This is a genomic window from Kocuria sp. LHG3120 (assembly GCF_049897445.1).
GTDB classification, from domain to species: domain Bacteria; phylum Actinomycetota; class Actinomycetes; order Actinomycetales; family Micrococcaceae; genus Kocuria; species Kocuria rosea.
Map to the genome: position 1 here is coordinate 209,242 of NZ_JAFCWG010000001.1, position 24,257 is coordinate 233,498.

Sequence of the window (24,257 nt, forward strand, 5' to 3'; positions counted from 1 at the left end):
CAGTCACCTGCCGAGAAGAGAACATGCGGTGAAGCTCCTGGCAGGTCATATTGTTGTGGACTCGCCCAGCGTGGAAGCTTTGGACGAAGGGAAAGAGGAGGTCATCGTCCGGGCCGGCGCCACGGTCGAGGGCTGCGGCGAACTGTTCTCCAAGGCCGGTCATCGTGCCACCAGCTCGGGCGCCGGACCGGTGAGCACGCCGACCAAGAACATGGCGATGTGCGCGCCGGCAATGATGACGGGGAGCACGAAGCGCTGCACGAGGCCGATCACGCCCGCACCATCGCTCTTGAGTTGACGCCCTGCGTCGTTCCGGTACTGTGATTGGTAGACATTTGGTTCCCTCCTATGGGGGTCAGAGAGGTCCTGATGCACGTCCTGGCAGATGTGAGCATCAGGGCCTTCGTCATTTAAAAAGGCATGCTTATTAGCGCCTCCGTGGGCGCTGCGCCGGGATTCTGGTTCCCGGTGAACCGTCTATTCGTCACTTCAAGTAAGCGCCCGTGTCGTTTCCTCCCGGGCTAACCGCTGTCTGCTCAGCGGATCTCCTGCCGGCCCTCCTGGAGCCACCGCTCCACGTCGCTAGGCATGTAGAAGACGAGGTGTCCCCGCTTGATGTACGCGGGACCTGTCCCCCGGTGGCGCATCTGCGCTAGCGCCTGCTCACTGACTCCAAGCCATTCGGCAACCTGCGGCCCGCGTGCGGGCTTCTCTATCGTGTCCATCCGGCTCATTCACCTCCTTCGCGTCCTCGGTCACGAGGCGTGTTCCCCGCTGGTGCTCTTTCAGCATACACACGTCACGTGTTGGAAGGCAAGTACATTGTGTGAGAACGTGGAAGCATGGCCGAAGAGACTGCGCCCAACAGGCGATTCCGGGAAAACATGCGCCACATTCGAGAAGAAAAGGGCTGGTCGCAGGGTGAACTGTCCCGGCGGCTACTCGACGCTGGATGGGGAGTGTTTCACCAGACGACCATTACGAGGATTGAGAACGGAACCCGACAGGTACGGCTGGACGAAGCTATGGCAATTGCCAACGCCCTTGGTGTCACCCTGGAAACCATGACCCTGGATGCGAAGGCCGGCGCCGTACTGGCTGCGATCCGTCAAGCAACAGTCGTGCGCAAGGAGCTATCCATACTTGGACTTCGTTATGTCGACGCTCAACACCAGCTGCTAAAGGCACTTGAGCACTTCACGGGTGAACTTGAACCCGAGGGTCGAGCGATGACCGACCAAATTCTGCAAGAGACGGCGGGAGATGCGGCCTTGGAAACCGTCCAAGAACTGATGGAGGACATCGGTGTCGACGACTACAGCACCTTCATTGAGAAACGCCCCACCGCCCGGAGACGGCGATCGTTGTCCGGCATTAATCATCCACCTCGGCTCCTCTGAAAGAGGCCATTGACCATGAGCCCTCGTCCACCCCTGCCCATCGGCGCTTACGGGAAGATTGGCGTCAGCGTCACCCCGGGCGGGTCCTACGTGGCGAAGGCCAGGTTCCGCGACTACGACGGGCGAACGAGACTGGTCGAGCGGACCGCCATTTCCAAAGCCAAAGCGGAGAAGGCGCTCAAGGAAGCGTTTATTGACCGCGCCACACCATCCGGTGAGGACATCACCGGGGACACGCGCATCCATGCACTTGCTGCCGCCTGGTGGGTGGGATTCCTCGAGAAGGACCGCGCGCCGGCCACCGTGCGCCGATACCGGGAAGTTCTCGACTCCTACGTCCTGCCAAAGCTGGGCGGGGTCCGCATTCGAGAGGCGTCCGTTGGACTGCTGGACAACGCGCTCCGATCCGTGAGGGACAAGCATGGTGCGCCCACGGCGAAGCTCTGCCAAACCGTGCTCCGTCAGATGTTCGCCCTCGCTGCGCGCCGCAACGCCGTACCCATGAACCCGATGCGCGACGTCGAGCCCGTACATGTCGATCACAAGCCCGTCCAGGCCCTTACGGTCCCCCAGGTCCAAGACCTGCGTTCCAAGCTCTCAGGGGACGTCTTGGACGTCTTAGACGTGCTGCTCGCGACCGGGGGCCGCATCGGTGAAGTACTCGCGATCCGGTGGGAGGACGTCGAGCTGAACGGCAACAAGTCCCGGGTCTCCATCACAGGCACTGTCGTCCGCTCCGAGGCCGGCCTCATCCGTCAGGACAGGCCGAAGTCCGCGGGGTCCATGCACCGGCTGTTCCTGCCCGAGTTCGGCGCTGACGTGTTCCGTCGGCGGGCCAAGGTCTGCGAGCTGGTGTTCCCAAACAACGCCGGCAAGCTCTGGGAGCCAACCAACTTTCGCAAAGTCTGGCGCGAAGTTATGAAGGGCGCCGGCTACGGGCATGTGAACCCGCACCTGATCCGGGCGACCGTGGGAACCCTGCTTGCACGGGCCGAGGGTGTGTCTGCTGCGTCTGCTCAACTCGGGCACTCATCCGAGACCATCACGGTCCGCCACTACGTCGAGAAGCTGGCAGACGCGCCTGATGCATCAGACGCGCTCGAGGTGTTCGGGGCGTAAGCGTTGGGTTTGCGTTGAGTTGGTCACCTGCGAACGAAAAAGCAACCCCCTCCCACTGGCATTATGCCTAGTGAGAGGGGGTCTCTCGTGCCCCAGGAGGGAGTCGAACCCCCGACCAAGAGATTAGAAGGCTCCTGCTCTATCCACTGAGCTACTGGGGCGTGCCGCCCGGGACCGCGTCCCGGGCACCGCGGTCGAGTTTATCAACTCGCGGGGGCCACACCGGCTCCTCAGATCACGGCGCTCTGCACCGGGGGCTGGTAGCGGCCGCGGAAGAGCCGCCGGGTCGCCGGGTCGATGAACCACAGGTACACGCCGTAGGAGAGGGCGACGACCGCCGCGATCAGCCGGCCGGAGCTGAGGTCGAGGTCCAGGTACGGGAAGACGTCCAGCTGGTCGGAGACCGCGTAGATCATGAAGAAGACGGTGAGGAAGAACAGGATGTCGACCTGCCAGTCGCTGCGGATGCCCGTGACCGCGAACAGCGGGATGAGCCACACCACGTACCAGGCCTGGATCATCGGTGAGAACAGCACGATCGCGGCGAACGCCCAGGTCAGCCGGCGGATGATCCGCTCGTCCCGGCCCACGAACATCAGCCAGAGGATGACGGGCACCGCGAGGGCCTGGCCCGCCGTGTGGACCACCTCCCGCCACTGGCCCGCGTCGGCGCCCACGGCCGCGGCCAGGGTGGTGGCGAGCACGCCGGCGAGACCCACCGGGGCGTACCAGATGGACACGGAGCCGGGGGTGGACATGGCGGAGACCCAGCCGAAGCCGAAGCCGTTGAGCAGACCCATCAGCCCGAGCAGGGCGACCGCGTAGACGAGGACCAGGAACCAGATGACGAAGCGGCGGGTCCACGACGCGTTCCGGCCCGCCCACAGCAGGCCGATGAAGGGCAGGAAGACGAGGGTGATGGGCTTGATCGCCACGGACAGCGTGACGAGCGTGGTCCCGAGCAGACCGCCCTTCCAGTTGCGGTGCACCGCGGCGGCGTAGGTGCCGCCGAGGGCGAGGGCGATCATGATGGCGTCGTTGTGCACGGAGACGATGAAGTTCGTGAGGAACAGGGGGTTCGCCACGCTGAGCCACAGGGCCCGGGCCGGGTTGATGCCGTGCAGCCGCGCGAGCCGCGGGACCAGCCACATGCAGGCGATCACGGCGAGCACGCACATCCCCCGGAACCAGAGCACCCCGGCGTCCGGGTCCGCGCCGGTGACGGCCACCACGAACTGCTCGAGCCACAGGAAGAGCGGCCCGTAGGGCGGCGGGGACTCCGACCACATCTGGTCGGCCCCGAGCTGGAAGAAGTTGTCGATCGTGGAGACGCCGTGCTCGTAGGGGTTCAGCCCGCTGGCCATCACCCGGCCCTGGCCGATGTAGGAGTACACGTCCCGGCTGAACAGGGGGATCGTCACGAGCATGGGGGCGGCCCACGCCGCGATGGCGATGAGCACCCACCGGCCGCTGCCGGGTCCCCACGTGTTGAGCTTCTGCCCCAGGCGCAGCCACTCACGGATCAGGAGCATCCCGCCCACGGCGAGCAGGAGGATGGAGACGATCACCCCGGTAGTCGTGAAGCGCATGCCGATGATGACCGGCGCCTGCCGCAGCGGGGAGACGGAGGCGAGCCAGCCGACGCCCAGGGAGCCGACCAGGAGCATGAGCGACCCGAGCGTGCCCATGAGCACCGTCCGCAGGAGGGAGTCGGAGTCGTACCACGAGCTCCCGGGATCCGCCGGCGGCCGGACGCCGTCGGGTCCCTCGCCCGGCGCCGGCGTCGTCGAAGTGGTCTGCACTGCTCTCCCGATGCGCCCGTCCGGTGGCTGCGGGCGCCCCGGCTGGGCGCAGCACGGACCCGTGGTCGCCCCGATCCTATCCCCGGCTCCTCGGGGAGTCCCCGACCGGTCCCGGCGGCGACCGGCGGCGTCGGGGCGGCACGGTAGATTGTCCGGGTGGCTAATTCGAACGGACGCATTGTGTGGATCGACTGCGAGATGACGGGGCTGTCCATCGAGGACGACGCCCTGATCGAGGTCGCGGCGCTCGTCACCGACGACGAGCTCAACGTCCTCGGGGAGGGCGTCGACGTCGTGATCCGCCCCGACGAGGCGGCGCTGGCGCAGATGGGGGACTTCGTGCGGAACATGCACACCTCCTCCAAGCTGCTCGACGAGCTCCCCTCCGGTCTGACGATGGAGCAGGCGCAGGAGCAGGTCCTCGCCTACATCAAGGAGTGGGTGCCCGAGCCCGGCAAGGCCCCGCTGGGCGGGAACTCGGTGGGCACGGACCGCACGTTCCTGGTGCGCGACATGCCGGAGCTCGTGGCGCACCTGCACTACCGCGTGATCGACGTCTCCACCATCAAGGAGCTCTCCCGCCGGTGGTTCCCGCGCGCCTACTTCCAGGCCCCGCCGAAGACCGGCAACCACCGGGCCCTGGGCGACATCCGGGACTCGATCGACGAGCTGCGGTACTACCGCCGCGCCGTGTTCGCCGCCGAGCCGGGGCCGGACTCGGTGACCGCGAAGGGCATCGCCGCGGAGATCGCCGCGTCCCGCACGGGCGCCTGAGTCCGCCGTCCGGCGTCGGGACCCCGGCCCGGACGGGCGGGGGTCCCGGCGTGGTCCGGAGCCCTCCGGGAATGCGGTACACTCGTATGCGTTGCCCAGCGGAAGCAGGTCTTCCGGCGGGCGTTCATGGTGGGCGTAGCTCAGTTCGGCAGAGCGCCTGGTTGTGGTCCAGGAGGTCGCGGGTTCAACCCCCGTCGCTCACCCACTGTGAAAGGCCGTCCCGTTGACTCGGGGCGGCCTTTCGTCGTTCCCGAACCGGTTCGAAGGGGCGCAGGCCCCGGCAAGTCGAAGGAAGTGCGTCATGGCCGTCCGTCCCGTGGTGATCACCGGCGATCCCGTCCTCCACCGCCCCGCCGCCAAGGTGGCGCGGTTCGACGAGGACCTGCACGCCCTCGTGGCGGACATGTACGAGACCATGGACGCCGCCCACGGCGTGGGGCTCGCCGCCCCGCAGATCGGCGTGGGGCTGCGGATCTTCACCTACACGTTCCAGAACGACGACGACGTGGCGCCGCGCGGCGTCCTCGTCAACCCCGTGCTGACGCCGGGGAAGATCTCCCAGGAGGCGCCGGACCCGGACGAGGAGTCCGAGGGCTGCCTGTCCGTGCCCGGCTACAGCTGGCCGCTGAAGCGGGCGGACTGGGTCCGGGTCGCCGGCTTCGACGTGGAGGGCCGTCCGGTCGACTTCGAGGCCACCGGGTGGTTCGCCCGCGTCATGCAGCACGAGTACGACCACCTGGACGGCAAGCTCTACGTGGACCGGCTCAACGACAAGTGGTCCCGTAAGGCCCGGAAGGCGGTCAAGGCCGAGGGCTGGGGCCGCGGCGGCCACACCTGGACCCCCGGCGTCGACGAGGACCCGTTCGGCCACTGATCCGTCCGCGCACCGGCCCCGGCGCGCCCGCTCAGTCCTCCGTCAGCACGACGACGAGCTCGCCCGCCGACCGGGCCGTGGGCTCCGTCAGCTCGGCCCGCCAGCGCTCCTGCGCCGCCGAGAGCAGGTCCAGCGGCGTCTCCAGGCGTTCGCCGGCGGCGGCGCGCTCGACGAGGTGCCGGGCCAGCAGGCCGCGGGTGTGCTTGGCCATGTGCGAGACGACCTGGCGCCTCCCGTTCCGCTCCCGCACCACCTTCACCCCCACCGTCCGGGCCCGGGGACCGCGCCACGCCGCCGCGTAGGCGGCCGACCGGCAGTCCACGACGAGCCCGTCCCCGGCCGCCGACTCCAGCACCGCGGGCAGGTGGTGCTTCCAGTGCGCCGCGAGCCTGCCGAGCCCCGGCAGCTCGGCACCCATGGACAGGCGGTAGGCCGGGATCCGGTCGTCGGGGCGCACCGCGCCCCACAGCGCCGAGACGACGACGAGGGAGGCCGCCGCGGCGGTCCGCTGCGCCCCGGTCATCCCGGCCGGGTCGAGGGCGTCGTAGAGCACCCCGGTGTAGACGCTCAGGGCCGGTGCGGCCGGCTCGGCGCCCAGCCGGGTGTTGCGCTCGACCTCGCCGCGCAGCCGCTCCCCCACGCCCAGCACCTCGAGCGCGTCCTCGCGGGCGCTCGTCGCGGCCAGCTCGGCGAGCACCTGCTCCCGGGCGGCCGTGAGCTCGGGGAAGGACAGGACGGCGGGGTCCACGGGGGCGCCGGCGCCGGGGGCGGTCTTGGTCTCGGAGGGCGGGAGGAGGATCAGCACTCGCAGCAGTCTAGTGACCCCGCGGGCCGGTCCGGGCGCCCCGGACCGGCGGGTAGGATGGGCCTCGGACAGGTCGGCCGGGTGACCGCGGGCCGCGCAGCTCCGGCTGTCGCGGCGCGAGGAAAGTCCGGGCTCCGCAGAGCAGGATGGTGGGCAACGCCCACTCGGGGAGACCCGCAGGAAAGTGCCACAGAGAACAGACCGCCCGTCCCCGGTCCGTCCGGGCGGCGGGTCAGGGTGAAAAGGTGGTGTAAGAGACCACCAGCGCGCCGGGTGACCGGCGCGGCTCGGTAAACCCCATCCGGAGCAAGGCCAGACAGGGTGCGTCCGAGGGCTGCTCGCCCGAGCACCCGGGTAGGCCGCTCGAGCCCACCGGCAACGGTGGGCCTAGATGGATGGTCACCGGCACGGCACGGGCGACCGGCCGTGCGCACAGAACCCGGCTTACAGGCCGGCCTGTCCCTCGCCCCCGCACCGCGCGCTCCGGGCTCGAGCGGCACCGTGAAACCTCAGGAGCGGACGAGCAGAACCCCGCACTCGGGGCACGTGAGCACCTCGTCCGGGGCCGCAGCCCGGAACGTCGCGGCGTCCGTGGGGCTGAGCGCCGTGCCGCAGGACCCGCACGCGGTGCCCCGCAGCTCCGCGGCCGCCGGCCGGTCGGTGCCGCGCCCGGTTCGGATCTTCTCGTACCGTGCCAGCAGCCCGGGGTGCCCCACGCCCTCCGCGGCGGCGGGGCGCGTGCCGGCCAGCTCGTCCCGCTCGGTCGTCAGGGCGCGGCCCTCCGCGTCCCGGGCCTCGACCCGGCGCCGGGCCTCCGCGTCGGCCTCCTTGAGCCGCGGCGTGATCCGCGCCCGGTGCGCCACGGCGTCCTCGAGCTCCTGCATGACCTCCAGCTCCGCCTCCTCCGCCTCGGCCAGCTGCCGGGTGCGGGTGTCGATCTCGTGCTGCAGGCCCATGAGGTCCTTGGCGGAGCCGCCCTGCTCGAGGCGCCGGCGGTCCTTCTCGATGGAGGCCTGGACGCGGGCGACCTTCTGCTCGGCGGCGGCCAGCCGGTCCCGGACGTCCTGCTCGGCGGCCCCGAGCTCCTTGGCGGTGGCGATCGCCCGGGCCCGGAGCTGCAGCGCGGCGGCGACCTCGGGGTCGGTCTGCAGCTCCGCGATCCGGGCGGCGATCCGGCGCAGCCGGGCGTCCACCCGCTCGAGCTCCAGCAGGGCTCGTTGCTGCTCGGGCGTGGCGGTGCTCATGCGGGTCCTCCTGCGGTCGGTGCGGCGGGGTCGGGGGCGGAACGGTCGTGGCCGGACCGGACGGGGTCGGACCCGTCGTGGCCGGGGTGGTCGAGGCGGAAGTCCCACGGGTCGGAGCACTGCTCGGAGACGTCGACCTGGACGTCGTGGCCGCGCGCCGCGAGCGCGTCCCGCAGCGCGGCGGCGCCCACGGGCAGCCACAGCCACTCGCTCGCGAAGTGGGAGAGGTCCACGAGGTACGGGGTGCCGCCGGCGCCGGGACCCAGCGCGGCCTCGCGCGCCTCGGACGCCGGGTGGTGGCGCAGGTCCGCGGTCACGTAGACGTCGGCCCCGGAGGACCGCACCTCGTCGAGGAGCGAGTCCCCGGCTCCCCCGCACACGGCCACACGCCGGACGAGGGCGTCGGGGTTCCCGGCCACCCGGACCCCGTGGGCGGTGGGCGGCACGGCGTCGGCGAGGCGCCGGGCCAGCTCCCGCAGGCGCACGGGCCGCGCCAGGTCCCCCACGCGCCCGATGCCCACGGCCGGGTCGGCGGGGTGCGGCGCGAGGGGCGTCGTCGTCGTGAGGCCGGCGGCCCGTGCCACGGCGTCCGAGACGCCGTCCGGGGCGGAGTCCGCGTTGGTGTGGCAGGCGAGCAGGGCGCACCGGTGCTCGATGAGCTCGTGCACCACGGCGCCCTTGAAGCCGTCGGCGGCCACGGACGTCACGCCGCGCAGGAGCAGGGGGTGGTGGGTGACCAGCAGGTCGGCGCCGGCGGACACGGCCTCGGCGACGACCCCGGCCACGGGGTCCACGGCGAACAGGATCCGGCGCACGGGCTGGTCGGGGCGGCCGGTGACGAGCCCGCTGGCGTCCCAGGGCTCCTGCAGGTGCATCGGCCACAGCTGCTCGACGGTCTCGAGCACCTCCGACAGGGTGGGGGCGGGCCGGGGCGGGGACGTGCTCTGCTCGCTCATGCGCCCCAGTCTAGGAGTCCGTTCCGCGCCGGCCGCCGAGGCGGGCGCGGAGACGCCCGGGGCGGGTGCGGGAATGATGCGGGCCGTGCGGTGTTGTACGGGTCATGGCCTACTCCGCGCACGACGACGACGACGCACGCCCCGCCCCCGATCCCCGCCCGGACGCGGCGGAGCCCGCCGCGACCGAGACGTTCGTGCTCGCGGGCGGGTGCTTCTGGTGCCTCGACGCGGTCTACCGGATCACCCGGGGCGTCACCTCCGTGGTCTCCGGCTACACCGGCGGCGACCCCGGGCGTGCCGACTACTACGCGGTGTGCACGGGCACCACCGGCCACGCGGAGGCGGTCGCCGTGACCTTCGACCCGGCGGTGGTGCCGGCGGACGTGATCCTGGACCTGTTCTTCACCGGTCACGACCCGACCACCCTCAACCGGCAGGGCTACGACGTGGGCACCCAGTACCGGTCCGCCATGTTCTGGGCCGACGAGGCCCAGCGGGAGCTGTTCGAGCAGTCGATCCGCCGGACGCAGCCGGCGTGGGACCAGCCGATCGTCACGACGCTGGAGCCGCTGGGCCCGTTCTGGGAGGCGGAGCCCGAGCACCAGGACTTCTACGCCGCGCAGCCCTGGAACGGCTACTGCCAGGTGATCATCAACCCCAAGCTGGCGAAGGTCCGGAAACGTTACTCCGCGTGGCTTACCGCATAGTAGCGCTTGCGGCGCGTGGCTAGGCTGAGCTAGGACCGCGCCGCCGCGGGCCCCCCAGAGCGCCGGCGGCCGCAGCACGACCCGAGCAGCACCCAGATCCGACAGAGAACCGACCACGCAGAAACCGAGGTACGCACATGCCGAAGATCTACAACGACGTCACCGAGATCGTGGGCCGCACCCCGCTCGTCCACCTCAACCGGCTCGACGAGGGCCTGCCCGGCAACGTCGCCGTGAAGCTGGAGTTCTACAACCCGGCGAACTCCGTCAAGGACCGGATCGGCGTGGCCATCATCGACGCCGCCGAGAAGTCCGGCCAGCTGAAGCCGGGCGGCACGATCGTCGAGGGCACCTCCGGGAACACCGGCATCGCGCTGGCCATGGTCGGCGCCGCCCGCGGCTACAAGGTCATCCTGACCATGCCGGAGACCATGTCCACGGAGCGCCGGGTCATGCTCCGCGCCTACGGCGCCCAGATCGTGCTCACCCCGGGTGCGGAGGGCATGCGCGGCGCCGTCGAGAAGGCCCAGGAGATCGTCGACACGACCGACAACGCGGTCCTCGCCAGCCAGTTCGCCAACGAGGCCAACCCGGCCATCCACTACGCGACCACGGGCCCGGAGATCTGGGAGGACACCGACGGCCAGGTCGACGTGTTCATCTCCGGAGTGGGCACCGGCGGCACCATCACGGGTGCGGGCCGCTACCTGCGCGAGCAGAAGCCGGACGTGCGCCTCGTCGTCGTCGAGCCCGCCGACTCCCCCCTGCTCACCGAGGGCAAGGCCGGTCCGCACAAGATCCAGGGCCTCGGCGCGAACTTCATCCCCGACATCCTGGACCGCGAGATCTACGACGACGTCTACGACGTGACGGTCGAGGACTCCGTGCGGGTCGCCCGCGAGCTCGGCACCAAGGAGGGCATCCTCGGCGGGATCTCCTCGGGCGCCATCGTGTGGGCCGCCCTGCAGGAGGCGGCCAAGGAGGAGAACCGGGACAAGCTGATCGTCGCCATCGTGTGCGACTTCGGCGAGCGCTACATCTCCACCCTGCTCTACGAGGACATCCGGGGCTGAGCCTCGCCGCTGACCACGACCCGTCCCCGCCGGGAATAGCGCCGCCTGCCGGTGACGTTGCTCCCGGTGGTGGGCGGGTCGTTCCCGTCCGCGCCCCAGCACGTCCCGCCGGTCGCGGCGGGCCAGGACCCCCGCCCCCGGAAGAACAGAGGAAGACCGTGAGTATTTGGAGCAGACTCGCCGAGGACCTGCAGACGGCCCGGACGCACGACCCGGCCGCGCGGTCCAGGGTAGAGATCGCCCTCAACTACTCGGGTCTGCACGCCATCTGGGTCCACCGCCTGTCCCACCGGCTGTGGCAGCACCCCGACCGGCGGCTGCTGGCCCGCACGGTCTCCCAGCTCGGCCGCTTCCTCACGGGCGTCGAGATCCACCCGGGGGCGACCATCGGGCGCCGCTTCTTCATCGACCACGGCATGGGCGTGGTCATCGGGGAGACCGCGGAGATCGGCGAGGACGTGATGATCTACCACGGGGTGACCCTGGGCGGGCGCTCCCTGGAGAAGGTCAAGCGGCACCCCACCGTGGGCGACCGCGTGGTGATCGGCGCCGGGGCGAAGATCCTGGGCCCCGTGGAGATCGGCGCCGACTCCGCCGTGGGCGCCAACGCCGTGGTGGTCAAGGACGTGCCGGAGGACTCGATCGTGACCGGGATCCCCGGCAAGGTCCGCCCGCGCACCCCCGAGAAGCAGCAGCCCCTCGTGGACCCCTCCAGCTACATCGACCCCGCGATGTGGATCTGACCCTGCCCCGCTGCGACGCCGGCCGGCCGCCCCCGGGACGGGGACGGCCGGCCGGCGTCGTCGTGCGGGGTCCGGGTCAGGAGACGACCTCGGAACGGTCCCCGCTCCACAGGGTGTGGTAGACACCCTCGGCGTCGTCGGTGCGCCGGTAGGTGTGGGCGCCGAAGAAGTCGCGCAGCCCCTGCGTCAGGGCCGCGTTGAGCCGGGGCCGGCGCAGCGAGTCGTAGTAGTTCAGCGTGGTGGCGAACACCGGCGCGGGGATGCCGCGCTCCACGGCTCGGGCCACGACGCGCCGCCAGGACGGCAGGGCCTCCTCGACGGCGGCGACGAACTCCGGGGCGAACAGCAGGTTCAGCGGCTGCTTGTCCCCCTTGTACGCCTCCATGATGACCTCGAGCAGCTCCGCCCGGATGATGCAGCCCTCCCGCCACAGGCCGGCGATGGTCGCGAGGTCCAGGTCCCAGCCGTACTCCCGGCCGGCCATGGTGAGCATGTCGAGTCCCTGGGCGTAGCTGACCAGCTTCGAGGCGTAGAGGGCCTTGCGCACGTCCTCCACGAACTCGGGGTCGTGCACGACGTCCTCGGTGGTGCCGCCGATGCCGGCGGGCAGCACGCGCTGCGCCTCGAGGCGCATCTCCGGCTCGGCGGAGGACAGCGCCCGGGCGAAGACGGACTCGGCGATCGCGGTGACCGGGGAGCCGAGCTCGAGGGCCTCCTGGACGGTCCAGCGGCCGGTGCCCTTCTGCCCCGCGGCGTCCACGATCACGTCGATGAGGGGCCGGTCGGTGCGGGCGTCGACCTGGCGCAGCACGTGCGCGGTGATCTCGATGAGGTAGGAGGCCAGCTCGGTGCGGTTCCACTGCTCGAAGACGTCGGCCTGCTCGGCCGGCTCGAGCCCGGCGACGGAGCGCAGCAGCTCGTGCGCCTCGCCGATGACCTGCATGTCGGCGTACTCGATGCCGTTGTGCACCATCTTCACGAAGTGGCCGGCGCCGTCCGTGTCGATCCAGGCGCAGCACGGCGTGCCGTCCTCCGCCTTGGCGGCGATGTCCTCGAGGAGGGGGCCGAGGGAGTCGTAGGACTTGCGGGGTCCGCCGGGCATGATGGAGGGCCCGAGCAGGGCGCCCTCCTCACCGCCCGAGACGCCGATGCCCACGAAGTCCAGGCCCTTCTCGGCGAGCTCGCGCTCGCGGCGCCGGGTGTCCTGGAAGTAGGAGTTGCCGCCGTCGATGATGATGTCGTCCTTCTCGAGCAGCGGCACGAGCTGCTCGATGACGGCGTCCACGGGGGCGCCGGCCTTGACCATCACGAGGATGCGGCGGGGGGTCTCGAGGGCGTCCACGAGTTCCTGGAGGGTCTCCGTGCGGAGGAACGTCCCCTCGTCGCCGTGGGCGTCGAGCAGGGCGTCGGTCTTCTCGACGGAGCGGTTGTGGAGGGCGACGGTGTAACCGTGCCGGGCGAAGTTGCGGGCGAGGTTCGCGCCCATGACCGCGAGGCCGGTGACCCCGATCTGAGCTTTCTGTTCTGCTGCCATGCCCCCAGCCTACAAACTCCGGGAGGGCGCTCCGTCCGGTGCGCACTTGTTGCCGCGGCCCGCCGGGGTCACGGCGCGATCGCCGAGGCGGGGGCCGGGGCGGAGTCCGGACCGGAGGCCCGGCGGAGAAGTCCTCGGAAGAACCTGCGTCACAATCGCCAATCCCCCCGCCGGGGCTCCTACATTGGTGGTGGAGCACGAGATCCGGGGGGCTTGGCATGGACGCGTGGAAGAGGACGATGATCGGGGCCGTGGCCTGCGCCACGCTGTGGGCGGGCGCAGGGTTCGCACCCGCCGCGGCGGCCGCCGACGGCAAGGTCGACGTGGTCGTGGGCGCCAAGGAGGAGCTCAACGAGGCGACGATCGCCCGGGCCAGCGAGAAGGCGGCCCAGCTGTGCGGGGGCACGGCCTCCTCCTACGTGAAGAAGGCCCGGAAGGCAGATCGCAACGGCAGCATGGTGGTCGTCTGCACCCTGCTCAAGGACAAGAAGAGAGTATCGGTGTACTTCCGCTAGTCGTGCTCCGCACCGGCCACCGCGTGCGCCGCGACCGGCTCGTGGTGGGTCCTACCGGGATCGAACCGATGACATCCACGGTGTAAGCGTGGCGCTCTACCAGCTGAGCTAAAGACCCTGACAACCGGGTGGGCGGTTTTCGCAACCGCCGGCACCCGGTTCCCGAACAGGCTACCCGCCGGGGCGCACCGGTGCCGACCGGGTGCGGGCTGCGCCCGGCGTGACGTTCGACATATTCGATGTCCGCCCTACGGCCGGGCGAGTCGCTGCTCGAGCCCCACCAGGAAGGCGGTCGCGGACGCGTCGACCTTCAGCCGCGCCGCGGCGTCCCCCCGGGTGCGCCCGTGGTTGACGATCACCACCGGCACGTCGGCGCGCACCGCGTGCCGGACGAAGCGGCGCCCCGAGTTCACGGTCAGGGACGAGCCCACGACCAGCAGGGCGTCGGCGGCGTCCACCATGCGCAGCGCGCGCAGCACCCGGTGCCGGGGCGCGTTCTCCCCGAAGAACACGACGTCGGGCTTCAGGACCCCGCCGCAGACCGGGCAGTCCGGCACCCGGAACCCGGCCGTGTGCGGCACCACCGCATCCGCGTCCGGGGCGAAGTCGATGTCGTCCGGGGACGAGATCGAGTCGTAGAAGCCGGGGTTGAGCTCGTCGAACAGGTCGGAGAGCACCGCCCGGGGGATGCGGGTGGCGCAGCGCATGCACCCGACCTGCGTGTAGCGCCCGTGCAGGTCCACGACGTTGAGGGACCCCGCGGCCTGGTGCAGGCGGTCGATGTTCTGGGTGACCACGCCCGTGACGGACCCCGACTCCTCGAGCCGGGCCAGGGCCGCGTGCCCGGCGTTGGGCCGGGCCCGCGCCAGGTGGCGCCACCCGTACTGGTTGCGCGCCCAGTAGTGGCTGCGCATGGCCGCGCTGCCCATGAACTCGTCGAAGGTCATGGGGGTGCGAGGAGTGGAGCCGGGGCCGCGGTAGTCCGGGATCCCGGACTCCGTGCTGATGCCCGCGCCCGTCAGGACGGCGGTCCGCCGACCGCCCAGCAGCGCGGCCGCCCCGGCCAGGCCCGCCTCGAGCCCGGCGGCGTCGGAGTCCGGGAACTGGTCGGGGTGCGCGGGGGCGCCGTAGCCGGCGCGGACGGTGGGCATCGCTGCTCGCTGGGGACCGGGCCGGCCGGGCTCAGCCGTGCAGCTTGGTGAGGGCGGTGCGGTAGGCCTCGAGCTCCCGCGGCGTGCCGCGCTCCGACCGGAAGGCGTCGACGACGACGCCCTGCGCGTCCAGCACGAAGGTGGCCCGCTCCGCCAGACCGGCCACCGGGTCGAACACCCCGTAGCGCTGGGCCACCTCCCCGTGGGGCCAGAAGTCGGACAGCAGGTCGAAGTCGAAGGACTCCTCCCGCGCGAACGCCCGCAGCGTGTACTTCGAGTCCACGGACACCGCGAGCAGCTTCACCCCGGCGTCGTCGAACACGGAGAGGCTGTCCTGGAGCCGGCACAGCTCGCCGGTGCAGACCCCGGAGAACGCGAACGGGTAGAACACGATCGCCACGGGGCGACCGCGGAGGGCGCTCAGGGTCACCGGCTCGCCGAACTGGTTCTTGAGGGTGAAGTCCGGGGCGGGCGCGCCGATCTCGAGCATGCGTGGTCTCCTCCGCTGGGGTCCGGGACGCCCGGTCAGACGTTGCGCTTGGGCATGAGCCGGGTCGCGGCCCAGTCCGCGCTGACGCGGGCGGTCGTGGTCACGTGCAGCCCCGCCGTGGGCGCGGCCTCCTGGACCTCCGCGGGCGGCACGTAGCCGTCGCGGCCCGCCTTGGGGGTCAGCACCCACACCACGCCGCCCTCGTCCAGGGTGGTGGTGACGTCCACCAGCGTGTCGACGAGATCACCGTCACCCTCGCGGAACCAGAGGAGCACCGCGTCGACGACCTCCTGGTCGTCCTCGTCCAGCAGGTCCGACCCGATCACTTCCTCGATGCCGTCCCTCAGGTCGAGGTCGACGTCCTCGTCGTATCCGAACTCCTGGATGTAGTCGCCATCCTTGAAACCGAGCTGGACTACCGCGTCACCCGCGGTGGTCTTGGCCTCGCTCACTGTTCTTGCTCCTTCTGGGATCGGGCCGACGAACGACGACCACGCACTGCGTACCGGTGCTGGGCTCCGCCTGCCCGTCGGCGGACCGCGGGGGCACGGTGGCGGGCCGGATACCGGCTTCACCGTCCAGACAACACCGGATCAGGGACTCTTTCAAGCTCCCGCACGGTGAGCGCCTCCGAATCATGGGGGTGACGCGTGGGCTGACACGCCGTGTGACGGCCGGCCCCGGGTGTGGAAGCATGGTCCCCACAGACACCCCGTACGCCCGAGACGGCCCCGGCGGCGCGATCCGCACGACGGGCCCGGTTCCCGGACGTCCGCCCCTTCCGGGTGGCGTTCGGACAGCGGAACGGGCAACGGGTATTTTGAGACTGTCGGACGTCCCGGCCGCGCCCTCGCGCGCGCACCCGCCCGGGATCCGTCGGACAACTCGACGAAGAGAGGTTGAACGTGCCTTCATCCAGCAACCACCACATCCTCAGTGGCTTGACCAACAACCTGAAGGACTCCGACACCGAGGAGACCCGGGAGTGGATCGAGTCCTTCGAGGGCCTGATCGAGACGCAGGGCACGGAACGGGCGCAGTACATCATGCGCGCCCTCCTCCAGCACGCCGGCGCGAAGAGCGTGGGCGTGCCGATGGTCACCACCACGGACTACGTGAACTCGATCCCGGTGGACCAGGAGCCGGAGTTCCCGGGCGACGAGGAGATCGAGCGGCGCTACCGTGCGTTCCTGCGCTGGAACGCCGCCGTGATGGTGCACCGGGCCCAGCGCCCGGAGATCGGCGTGGGTGGTCACATCTCCTCCTACGCCGGTGTGGCGACCCTCTACGAGGTGGGCCTCAACCACTTCTTCCGCGGCCCGGAGCACCCCGGCGGCGGCGACCAGGTCTTCTGGCAGGGCCACTCGGCCCCCGGCAACTACGCGCGCGCCTATCTCGAGGGCCGGCTCACCGAGGAGCAGCTGGACGGGTTCCGGCAGGAGAAGACGAAGGCCCCGAACGGGCTGCCCTCCTACCCGCACCCCCGCTCCATGCCCGACTTCTGGCAGTTCCCGACCGTGTCCATGGGCATCGGGCCGATGAACGCGATCTACCAGGCCCAGTTCAACCGCTACCTGCACAACCGCGGGATCAAGGACACCTCGGAGCAGCACGTGTGGGCGTTCCTGGGCGACGGCGAGATGGACGAGCCGGAGTCGCGCGGCCTGCTGCAGCTGGCCGCCAACGACAAGCTCGACAACCTCACGTTCGTCATCAACTGCAACCTGCAGCGCCTGGACGGGCCGGTGCGCGGCAACGGCAAGATCGTCCAGGAGCTCGAGGCCTTCTTCCGCGGCGCGGGCTGGAACGTCGTGAAGGTCCTCTGGGGCCGCGAGTGGGACCAGCTGCTCGCCAAGGACGAGGACGGCGAGCTGGTCCGGATCATGAACGAGACCCTCGACGGCGACTTCCAGACCTACAAGGCCGAGTCCGGCGGGTTCATCCGCGACCACTTCTTCGGCAAGTCCCCGGCCACCAAGGAGCTCGTCGCGGACATGACCGACGACGAGATCTGGGAGCTCAAGCGCGGCGCCCACGACTACCAGAAGGTCTACGCCGCCTACAAGGCCGCGACCGAGCACGAGGGCCAGCCGACCGTGGTGCTGGCGCAGGGCGTGAAGGGCTACGGCCTGGGCAGCCACTTCGAGGCGCGCAACGCGACCCACCAGATGAAGAAGCTGACCCTGGAGGACCTCAAGGCCTTCCGCGACCAGCTGCGCATCCCCATCTCGGACGAGGAGCTGGAGAGCGACCTCTACGGCGCGCCCTACTACCACCCCGGCAAGGACTCGCCGGAGGTCAAGTACCTCCTGGAGCGCCGCAAGGAGCTCGGCGGCTTCGTCCCGGACCGCCCGCACGAGCAGCACGAGATCGCGCTGCCCACGGACGCCGCGTACAAGTCCGCGAAGAAGGGCTCGGGCAAGCAGATGGCGGCCACCACCATGGCCTTCGTGCGCATCCTGAAGGACCTCCTGCGGGAGAAGGAGTTCGGCCACCGGATCGTGCCCATCGTCCCCGACGAGGCCCGGACCTTCGGCATGGACTCGTTCTTCCCCACGGCGAAGATCTACAACCCCAACGGGCAGAACTACCTCTCCGTGGACCGCGAGCTGATGCTGGCCTACAAGGAGTCCCCGCAGGGCCAGATCCTGCACGCGGGGATCAACGAGGCCGGCTCCGTCGCGGCGTTCACCGCCGCGGGCACCGCCTACGCCACCCACGGCGAGCCGATGGTGCCGGTCTACATCTTCTACTCGATGTTCGGCTTCCAGCGCACCGGCGACTCCTTCTGGGCCGCCGCCGACCAGATGACCCGCGGGTTCATCATCGGGGCCACCGCCGGGCGCACCACGCTCACCGGCGAGGGCCTCCAGCACGCCGACGGCCACTCGCCGCTGCTGGCCGCGACCAACCCGGCGGTCATCCACTACGACCCCGCGTACGGCTACGAGATCGCCCACATCGTCCGGCGCGGCCTCGAGCACATGTACGGCACGGGCGACGAGGACCACAACGTCATGTACTACGTGACGGTCTACAACGAGCCGTACCAGCAGCCGGCCGAGCCGGAGGACGTCGACGTCGAGGGCATCCTCAAGGGCATCTACCTGCTCAAGCCCGCCGAGAACGAGGGGCCCCGGGCGCAGCTGCTCGCCTCCGGCGTGGCCGTGCCGTGGGCGCTCGAGGCGCAGAAGCTGCTCGCCGAGGACTGGGGGGTCTCCGCCGACGTGTGGTCGGTGACCTCGTGGGTCGAGCTGCGCCGCGACGGCGTGGCCGCCGAGAAGGAGGCGTTCCTCAACCCCGGCGACGGGACGCGGACCCCGTTCGTGGCCCAGCAGCTGGCCGGGGCCACGGGCCCGGTCGTGGCCGTCTCGGACTTCAGCGCGGACCTGCCGGACAAGATCCGCCAGTTCGTCCCGAACGAGTTCGCGTCCCTGGGCGCCGACAGCTTCGGCTTCTCGGACACCCGCGCCGGCGCCCGCCGGTTCTTCAAGATCGACTCCCACTCCATGGTGGTCCGCGCCCTGGAGATGCTCGCCAAGCGCGGCGAGGTCGACTGGCGCGCTCCCGGCGAGGCGATCGAGAAGTACTCGCTCAAGGACGTCACCGCCGGCACCTCCGGCAACGCGGGCGGCGACGCCTGAGCCGAGCCCTCCGGTGCACCACGGCGCCCCGCCCACCCGCGTCCGGGTGGGCGGGGCGCCGTCGTCGTCCCCGGGTCCGGGGCGGCGATCCGGTGCTCTAAGCTCGGAGGCATGGCTGGACAGGACGGGAACACCACGACGCGCTGGCTGCGCCCCTCGCGCAGACGGTCCACCGACCGGCACCGTCCCGTCGCCCCGCCCCACCCCAGGACGCTCGAGAACCTCAAGGCCAACCTGGGCGCGATCTCCACGGTCGCGACCCGCCGGCTCGAGACGGACCTCGGCTGGTTCGAGGAGCTGCGCGCCGACGAGCGCTCCGAGCTGGGTCTCGTGGCCCAGCGGGGCATCTCCTCGTTCGTGCGCTGGTACGAGGACCCGGAGGAGCCCCTGTGGGTGCTCACCCAGGTCTTCCGGGGCGCCCCCACGGACCTGACCCGCTCCATCTCCCTCCAGCACGCCCTGCAGCTGCTGCGGATCGTCGTGGACGTCGTGGAGGAGAAGGTCCCGGAGCTCGCCAAGCACCACGACGAGGCCGCGCTGCGGGAGGCCGTGCTGCGCTACTCGCGGGAGATCGCCTTCGCCGCCGCGGACGTGTACGCCCGCGCCGCCGAGAACCGCGGGTCGTGGGACGCCCGGCTGGAGTCCCTCGTGGTCGACGGGATCCTCCGGGGGGAGCACTCCGACGCGCTGCGCTCCCGCGTCGCGGCCCTGGGCTGGGCCTCGACGGGCCCGGTCACCGTGCTCACGGGCTCCGCGCCCGAGGCCGCCGGCCCGTCCACCGTGGCCCGGCTGCGCAGGCTCGCCGGCCGCCACGCGCAGGACTCTCTCGTCTCCATCCAGGGCGACCGGCTCGTGCTCATCCTCGGAGGGCTGTCCGACCGGGACCTCGCCCTCGAGAAGCTCGCCGCCGCGTTCGGGCCGGGACCGGTGGCCTACGGCCCGGAGTCCCCCACGGTCTTCGCGGCGGGACGCTCCGCCCGGCTCGCCCACGCCGCCCTGTCCGTGGCGCCGGCCTGGCCCGCGGCGCCCCGCCCGGTGCACTCCGAGGACCTGTGGCCGGAGCGGGCCATGGCCGGGGACGAGAGCGCGCGCACGGCGATGATCGAGTCGGTCTACCGCCCGCTGACGCGCTCCGCGACCGGGCTCGTGGAGACCCTGTCCGCCTACGTCTCCGTCGGCCACTCCCTCGAGGCCACCGCCCGGGAGCTGTTCGTGCACGCCAACACGGTGCGCTACCGGCTGCGCCGGATCAGCGACCTCACCGGCTGGGACCCCCTGGTCCCCCGCGACGCGTTCGTGCTGCACTGCGCCCTCGTGGCGGGCCGGCTCGCGGACTCGTGCGCCCCCATCGACACCTCCGCCCCCGCCGTGGGACCGGTCTTGTAGCATCCCTACAAACACCGCCGCCGGGCTTGGTGGCCTCCGGGCCACCGCGCGGGGGCCCATCCTTGCGAAGCTGTAGCGGTGATCGCGATCGTCTGCCCCGGACAGGGCTCCCAGAAACCCGGCTTCCTCACCGAATGGCTCGCCCTCGACGGCGTCCGCGCCCACCTCGAGGAGCTGGGCGAGGCCGCAGGACTCGACCTCGTGCACTACGGCACCGAGGCCGACGAGGACACCATCAAGGACACCGCGGTGGCCCAGCCCCTCATCGTGGCCGCCGGCCTCGTCGCGGGCCGGCTTCTCGGCGACCGGATCGGCCCCGGCCGGGACGACCTGGTCTTCGCGGGGCACTCGGTGGGTGAGATCACCGCCTCCGCCCTGGCCGGCGCCCTCACCGAGGCCGACGCCATGGCCTTCGTGCGCACCCGGGCCAACGCCATGGCCCGGGCGGCCGCCGCCGTCCCCACCGGCATGAGCGCCGTGCTCGGCGGCAAGGAGGACGAGGTCCTCGCCGCCATCGAGGCCGCGGGCCTGACGCCCGCCAACGCCAACGGGGGCGGGCAGACCGTGGCCGCCGGCACCCTCGAGCAGCTGGCCGCCCTCGCCGCGGCCCCGCCGGCCCGCGCCCGGGTGATCCCCCTCAAGGTGGCCGGCGCCTTCCACACCGAGCACATGGCCCCGGCCCTGGAGCCCCTGCACGAGCTGGTCCCCCGGCTCTCGCCCGCCGACCCCGTGCACCCGCTGCTCTCCAACGCCGACGGCGAGCCCGTGAGCGGCGGCGCCGCGAACCTCGAGTCGCTCGTGGCCCAGGTCTGCCGGCCCGTGCGCTGGGACCTGTGCACGCGGACCCTCCTGGAGCGCGGCGTCGAGCAGCTCGTCGAGCTCCCGCCGGCGGGCACCCTCGTCGGCCTGGCCAAGCGGGGCATGAAGGGCGTCCCGGCCCTGGCCGTGAACTCCGCGGCGGAGCTGGAGCAGGCCAGGAGTATTCTTGACTGACGTCCGCGCGCGCACCGCGTGCGCCGCCCGTCCCGAGGCCGGAGCAGCCGTTCCGCCCCGCCCAGCCGGCCCGTCCGTCCCGCCCGGCCGCACGAAGGAGCAACGACCCCTGTGGTGACCCTGAAGCAGCAACAGACCAACGCGCACTCCCGGATCCTCGGCCTGGGCGTCTACCGCCCGGACGTGATCGTGACCAACGACGACGTCTGCCAGTGGATCGAGTCCTCGGACGAGTGGATCCAGCAGCGCACCGGCATCAGGACCCGGCACCGCGCCGCCGAGGACGTGAGCGTCCTCGACATGTCCGAGCACGCCGCCCGCGAGGCGCTGGCCGCCGCCGGCATCGAGGCCTCGCAGCTCGGGGCGGTCATCGTCTCCACGATCTCCTTCCCCTACCTCACCCCGTCCGCCGCCGCGGCCCTGGCGGACCGCCTGGGCGCCACCCCGGCACCGGCCTTCGACATCTCGGCGGCCTGCGCCGGCTACTGCTACGGCGTCGCCCAGGCCGACGCGCTCGTCCGCTCGGGCGCGGCCGACTACGTGCTGGTCATCGGCGTGGAGAAGCTCTCCGACGTCATCGACAACAGCGAGCGCTCCATCTCCTTCCTGCTCGGCGACGGCGCGGGCGCCGTGGTCATCGGGCCCTCCGACACCCCCGGCATCGGCCCGTCCGTGTGGGGCTCCGACGGCTCCAAGTGGGACGCCATCCGGATGACCCACCCGCTCACCGACATCCGGGCGGTGGAGCAGGGGCGCGAGCGGGCCCAGTCCCCCGACCTCCTCGACCCGGAGACCGGCGCGGTGCGCGAGGACGCCACCCTCTGGCCGACCCTGCGCCAGGACGGGCAGACGGTCTTCCGCTGGGCCTCGTGGGAGGTCGCCAAGCGCGCACAGGAGGCCATGGACGTGGCCGGCGTGCGGCCCGAGGATCTGAGCGCCTTCATCCCCCACCAGGCGAACATGCGGATCATCGACCAGATGGCCAAGACGCTCAAGCTCCCCGAGTCCGTGGTCATCGCCCGGGACATCGCCGACTCCGGCAACACGTCCGCCGCGTCCGTGCCCCTCGCCACCCACCGCCTGCTCGCCGAGCACCCGGAACTGTCCGGGAAGCTGGCGCTGCAGATCGGCTTCGGCGCCGGCCTCGTCTACGGGGCGCAGGTCGTCGTCCTCCCCTGACCGCCGCCGGCACGCGGACCGGGCCCCCGGGGTCCTGCTCACGTGTCGGTGCCGCCGCGGGGCCCTGCGAGTCGTCGTAGGGTTGAACCGCACACCCGATGTCCCCCGGTCCGGGCCCACGGCCCGACCGGGACAGATGCACCCGGCACCTGCCCGGGGCGCACGTCACCACCGGCTGCTCCGGCAGCCGCAGAGAAAGGAAGCCACCATGGCGAGCAAAGAGGAAATCCTGACCGGCCTGGCCGAGATCGTCAACGAGGAGACCGGCCTCGAGACCGAGGCCGTCCAGCTGGACAAGTCCTTCACCGAGGACCTCGACATCGACTCCATCTCGATGATGACCATCGTGGTCAACGCCGAGGAGAAGTTCGACGTGACCATCCCCGACGAAGAGGTCAAGAACCTCAAGACCGTCGAGGACGCCGTCAACTTCATCGACAACGCCCAGGCCTGATCCGGCCGGTCGGTGCGGGGCGCGGCGGACCGCAGGATCCGCCGCGCCGCACCGACCCGCGACCGGGCGGGCCGCCCGCCGCATCACCCCAGGACACGAGGAAGTGCAGTCATGACCCGCAAAGTAGTCGTCACCGGTCTCGGTGCCACCACCCCGATCGGTGGCACCGTCCCCGAGCTGTGGCGCAGCGCCACCACGGGCGTCTCCGGTGTCAGAGCCATCGAGCACGACTGGGTGGACACCTACGATCTGGGCGTGCGGATCGCCGCGCCCGTCTCGACCCCCGCCAGCGAGGTGCTCTCCCGGGTCGAGGCCAAGCGTCTGGACCCCTCCGGGCAGCTGTCCGTCATCGCCGCCCGCGAGGCGTGGACCGACGCCGGCTTCTCCGGCAACAACGCAGAGACCTCCGAGGAGGTCGACCCGGACCGCTTCGCCGTGGCCTTCGGCACCGGCATCGGCGGGGTCTGGACCCTGCTGGACGCCTACGACACCCTCCAGAAGCGCGGCGCCCGGCGCGTCATGCCCCTCACCGTCCCCATGCTGATGCCCAACGGCAACGCGGCGGCCGTGGGCATGGACCTCAAGGCCCGGGCCGCGTCCATCACGCCCGTCTCCGCGTGCGCCTCCGGCACGGAGGCCTTCTACCAGGGCATGAACCTCATCCGCTCCGGCAAGGCGGACCTCGTGGTGGTGGGCGGCGCCGAGTCCGCGATCCACCCCGTGACCATCGCGGCGTTCGCCTCCATGCAGGCGCTGTCGAAGCGCAACGACGAGCCGGAGCGCGCCTCCCGCCCCTACGACACGGCCCGCGACGGGTTCGTGATGGGCGAGGGCGCCGGCGCCGTGGTCCTCGAGTCGGAGGAGCACGCCCGCGCCCGCGGCGCACGGATCTACGCCGAGCTCGCCGGCGCCGGCCTCACCTCGGACGCCTACCACATCACCGCGCCCGACGAGGAGGGCCGCGGGGCGGCCCGCGCCCTCGCGGAGGCCATGGAGACCGGGGAGTTCGGTCCGGCCGACGTCAAGCACGTCAACGCCCACGCGACGTCCACGCCCAAGGGCGACGCCCCCGAGGCCGGCGCCCTGCGCCGGGCGTTCGGCTCGGCGGTGGACGACATGTGCGTCTCGGCGACCAAGTCGATGACGGGCCACATCCTGGGCGGCTCGGGCGCCGTCGAGGCCGTGCTCACCGTGCTCGCCGTCCACCACCGCACCGCGCCTTGCACCATCAACCTGGAGAACCAGGACCCGGAGATCGACCTCGACGTCGTCACCGACGCCCGCGACCTTCCCTCCGGGGACTTCGTGGCCGTGTCCAACTCCTTCGGCTTCGGCGGCCACAACGCGGTCGCCGCGTTCCGCACCGTCTGAGCGCACGCCCGCCGCGCCCGCACCGTCGGGCGCAGACCGTTCG

Annotated in this window: 23 protein-coding genes, 3 tRNA genes and 1 other RNA gene; 16 read left to right on the forward strand and 11 right to left on the reverse strand. The window is 71.4% G+C overall.

Features of this window, described 5'->3' with window-relative positions; translation table 11 throughout:
• Positions 1–536 precede the first annotated feature (536 nt).
• Entirely contained in the window at positions 537–734 is a 198-nt protein-coding gene (locus ACP7CD_RS00950; protein ID WP_426118484.1) for a helix-turn-helix transcriptional regulator, read from the reverse strand.
• Between the two features lie 108 nt (positions 735–842).
• On the opposite strand from ACP7CD_RS00950, the gene ACP7CD_RS00955 reads away from it, so the two are divergent.
• Together ACP7CD_RS00955 and ACP7CD_RS00960 are read left to right on the forward strand one after the other, a co-directional pair.
• Positions 843–1,400 (forward strand): helix-turn-helix transcriptional regulator, encoded by a 558-nt coding sequence (locus ACP7CD_RS00955; protein WP_426118486.1) that lies wholly within the window; start codon positions 843–845, stop codon positions 1,398–1,400.
• A 15-nt stretch (positions 1,401–1,415) separates the two neighbouring features.
• Complete coding sequence (locus ACP7CD_RS00960; protein WP_426118488.1) at positions 1,416–2,519, forward strand: tyrosine-type recombinase/integrase; 1,104 nt, start codon at positions 1,416–1,418, stop codon at positions 2,517–2,519.
• Positions 2,520–2,607: 88 nt separating this feature from the next.
• Here ACP7CD_RS00960 and ACP7CD_RS00965 read toward each other — a convergent pair.
• Both ACP7CD_RS00965 and mptB read right to left on the reverse strand, forming a co-directional pair.
• Positions 2,608–2,680 (reverse strand) — tRNA-Arg (locus tag ACP7CD_RS00965).
• A gap of 69 nt (positions 2,681–2,749) precedes the next feature.
• The gene (gene mptB, locus ACP7CD_RS00970; RefSeq protein WP_306460800.1) at positions 2,750–4,321 is read right to left on the reverse strand and encodes a polyprenol phosphomannose-dependent alpha 1,6 mannosyltransferase MptB; all 1,572 of its coding nucleotides are present in this window, start codon (positions 4,319–4,321) and stop codon (positions 2,750–2,752) included.
• 156 nt (positions 4,322–4,477) lie between these two features.
• On the opposite strand from mptB, the gene orn reads away from it, so the two are divergent.
• The 3 genes from orn (at position 4,478) to def (ending at position 5,969) form a co-directional block, all read left to right on the forward strand.
• Positions 4,478–5,095: an oligoribonuclease gene (gene orn, locus ACP7CD_RS00975; protein WP_095650531.1), complete on the forward strand. Its 618-nt coding sequence runs from the start codon at positions 4,478–4,480 to the stop codon at positions 5,093–5,095.
• Between the two features lie 129 nt (positions 5,096–5,224).
• A tRNA-His gene (locus ACP7CD_RS00980) sits at positions 5,225–5,298 on the forward strand.
• Positions 5,299–5,396: 98 nt separating this feature from the next.
• Positions 5,397–5,969, forward strand: coding sequence for a peptide deformylase (gene def, locus ACP7CD_RS00985; protein WP_109244278.1), 573 nt, complete (start codon positions 5,397–5,399; stop codon positions 5,967–5,969).
• Positions 5,970–6,000: 31 nt separating this feature from the next.
• On the opposite strand, the gene ACP7CD_RS00990 is transcribed toward def, so the two are convergent.
• Positions 6,001–6,774, reverse strand: coding sequence for a YaaA family protein (locus ACP7CD_RS00990; RefSeq protein ID WP_186374906.1), 774 nt, complete (start codon positions 6,772–6,774; stop codon positions 6,001–6,003).
• Positions 6,775–6,843: 69 nt separating this feature from the next.
• Here ACP7CD_RS00990 and rnpB point away from each other — a divergent pair.
• An RNA gene (gene rnpB, locus ACP7CD_RS00995) (RNase P RNA component class A) lies at positions 6,844–7,237 on the forward strand.
• A 46-nt stretch (positions 7,238–7,283) separates the two neighbouring features.
• Here rnpB and ACP7CD_RS01000 read toward each other — a convergent pair.
• Entirely contained in the window at positions 7,284–8,018 is a 735-nt protein-coding gene (locus ACP7CD_RS01000; RefSeq protein WP_426118492.1) for a zinc ribbon domain-containing protein, read from the reverse strand.
• Entirely contained in the window at positions 8,015–8,974 is a 960-nt protein-coding gene (locus ACP7CD_RS01005) for a Nif3-like dinuclear metal center hexameric protein (protein WP_426118494.1), read from the reverse strand. Before ACP7CD_RS01005 ends, ACP7CD_RS01000 begins: the two co-directional genes overlap by 4 nt.
• A 104-nt stretch (positions 8,975–9,078) precedes the next feature.
• On the opposite strand from ACP7CD_RS01005, the gene msrA reads away from it, so the two are divergent.
• The 3 genes from msrA (at position 9,079) to epsC (ending at position 11,497) form a co-directional block, all read left to right on the forward strand.
• The gene (msrA, locus tag ACP7CD_RS01010; RefSeq protein ID WP_232035287.1) at positions 9,079–9,681 is read left to right on the forward strand and encodes a peptide-methionine (S)-S-oxide reductase MsrA; all 603 of its coding nucleotides are present in this window, start codon (positions 9,079–9,081) and stop codon (positions 9,679–9,681) included.
• Between the two features lie 137 nt (positions 9,682–9,818).
• On the forward strand, positions 9,819–10,754 hold the full coding sequence (gene cysK, locus ACP7CD_RS01015; protein ID WP_017833731.1) for a cysteine synthase A: 936 nt from the start codon (positions 9,819–9,821) through the stop codon (positions 10,752–10,754).
• A gap of 158 nt (positions 10,755–10,912) precedes the next feature.
• Positions 10,913–11,497, forward strand: a complete 585-nt coding sequence (gene epsC, locus ACP7CD_RS01020) for a serine O-acetyltransferase EpsC (RefSeq protein WP_109222445.1) — start codon at positions 10,913–10,915, stop codon at positions 11,495–11,497.
• Between the two features lie 76 nt (positions 11,498–11,573).
• Here the strand turns inward: epsC and gndA are convergent, their stop codons facing one another.
• On the reverse strand, positions 11,574–13,031 hold the full coding sequence (gndA, locus tag ACP7CD_RS01025) for an NADP-dependent phosphogluconate dehydrogenase (RefSeq protein ID WP_095650535.1): 1,458 nt from the start codon (positions 13,029–13,031) through the stop codon (positions 11,574–11,576).
• A 218-nt stretch (positions 13,032–13,249) separates the two neighbouring features.
• Here gndA and ACP7CD_RS01030 point away from each other — a divergent pair, with 218 nt between their 5' ends.
• Positions 13,250–13,546 carry a hypothetical protein gene (locus ACP7CD_RS01030; protein ID WP_229587629.1) on the forward strand — a complete coding sequence of 99 codons (297 nt, stop codon included), beginning with the start codon at positions 13,250–13,252 and terminating at the stop codon, positions 13,544–13,546.
• A 42-nt stretch (positions 13,547–13,588) separates the two neighbouring features.
• Here the strand turns inward: ACP7CD_RS01030 and ACP7CD_RS01035 are convergent.
• From ACP7CD_RS01035 to ACP7CD_RS01050, 4 genes are all read right to left on the reverse strand, one after another.
• Positions 13,589–13,664: transfer RNA gene (locus tag ACP7CD_RS01035), tRNA-Val, on the reverse strand.
• Positions 13,665–13,794: 130 nt separating this feature from the next.
• A complete protein-coding gene (locus tag ACP7CD_RS01040) occupies positions 13,795–14,697 on the reverse strand; it encodes an NAD-dependent protein deacetylase (RefSeq protein ID WP_284563633.1) in 903 nt (300 codons plus the stop codon).
• A 31-nt stretch (positions 14,698–14,728) separates the two neighbouring features.
• Positions 14,729–15,187, reverse strand: coding sequence for a peroxiredoxin (locus ACP7CD_RS01045; protein WP_017833736.1), 459 nt, complete (start codon positions 15,185–15,187; stop codon positions 14,729–14,731).
• A gap of 35 nt (positions 15,188–15,222) precedes the next feature.
• Positions 15,223–15,639: a DUF3052 domain-containing protein gene (locus ACP7CD_RS01050; RefSeq protein ID WP_017833737.1), complete on the reverse strand. Its 417-nt coding sequence runs from the start codon at positions 15,637–15,639 to the stop codon at positions 15,223–15,225.
• Between the two features lie 453 nt (positions 15,640–16,092).
• Here ACP7CD_RS01050 and aceE point away from each other — a divergent pair, with 453 nt between their 5' ends.
• The 6 genes from aceE to ACP7CD_RS01080 all read left to right on the forward strand — a co-directional run bounded on the left by aceE (position 16,093) and on the right by ACP7CD_RS01080 (position 24,214).
• Entirely contained in the window at positions 16,093–18,831 is a 2,739-nt protein-coding gene (gene aceE, locus ACP7CD_RS01055; RefSeq protein ID WP_284563632.1) for a pyruvate dehydrogenase (acetyl-transferring), homodimeric type, read from the forward strand.
• Between the two features lie 111 nt (positions 18,832–18,942).
• Positions 18,943–20,217, forward strand: a complete 1,275-nt coding sequence (locus ACP7CD_RS01060) for a PucR family transcriptional regulator (RefSeq protein WP_035929850.1) — start codon at positions 18,943–18,945, stop codon at positions 20,215–20,217.
• Positions 20,218–20,295: 78 nt separating this feature from the next.
• A complete protein-coding gene (locus ACP7CD_RS01065) occupies positions 20,296–21,210 on the forward strand; it encodes an ACP S-malonyltransferase (protein ID WP_095650538.1) in 915 nt (304 codons plus the stop codon).
• A 111-nt stretch (positions 21,211–21,321) separates the two neighbouring features.
• On the forward strand, positions 21,322–22,389 hold the full coding sequence (locus ACP7CD_RS01070) for a beta-ketoacyl-ACP synthase III (protein ID WP_095650539.1): 1,068 nt from the start codon (positions 21,322–21,324) through the stop codon (positions 22,387–22,389).
• 208 nt (positions 22,390–22,597) lie between these two features.
• Positions 22,598–22,843, forward strand: coding sequence for an acyl carrier protein (locus ACP7CD_RS01075; protein WP_017833742.1), 246 nt, complete (start codon positions 22,598–22,600; stop codon positions 22,841–22,843).
• A gap of 111 nt (positions 22,844–22,954) precedes the next feature.
• Positions 22,955–24,214 carry a beta-ketoacyl-[acyl-carrier-protein] synthase family protein gene (locus ACP7CD_RS01080; protein ID WP_426118501.1) on the forward strand — a complete coding sequence of 420 codons (1,260 nt, stop codon included), beginning with the start codon at positions 22,955–22,957 and terminating at the stop codon, positions 24,212–24,214.
• The last annotated feature ends 43 nt before the right edge of the window (positions 24,215–24,257 follow it).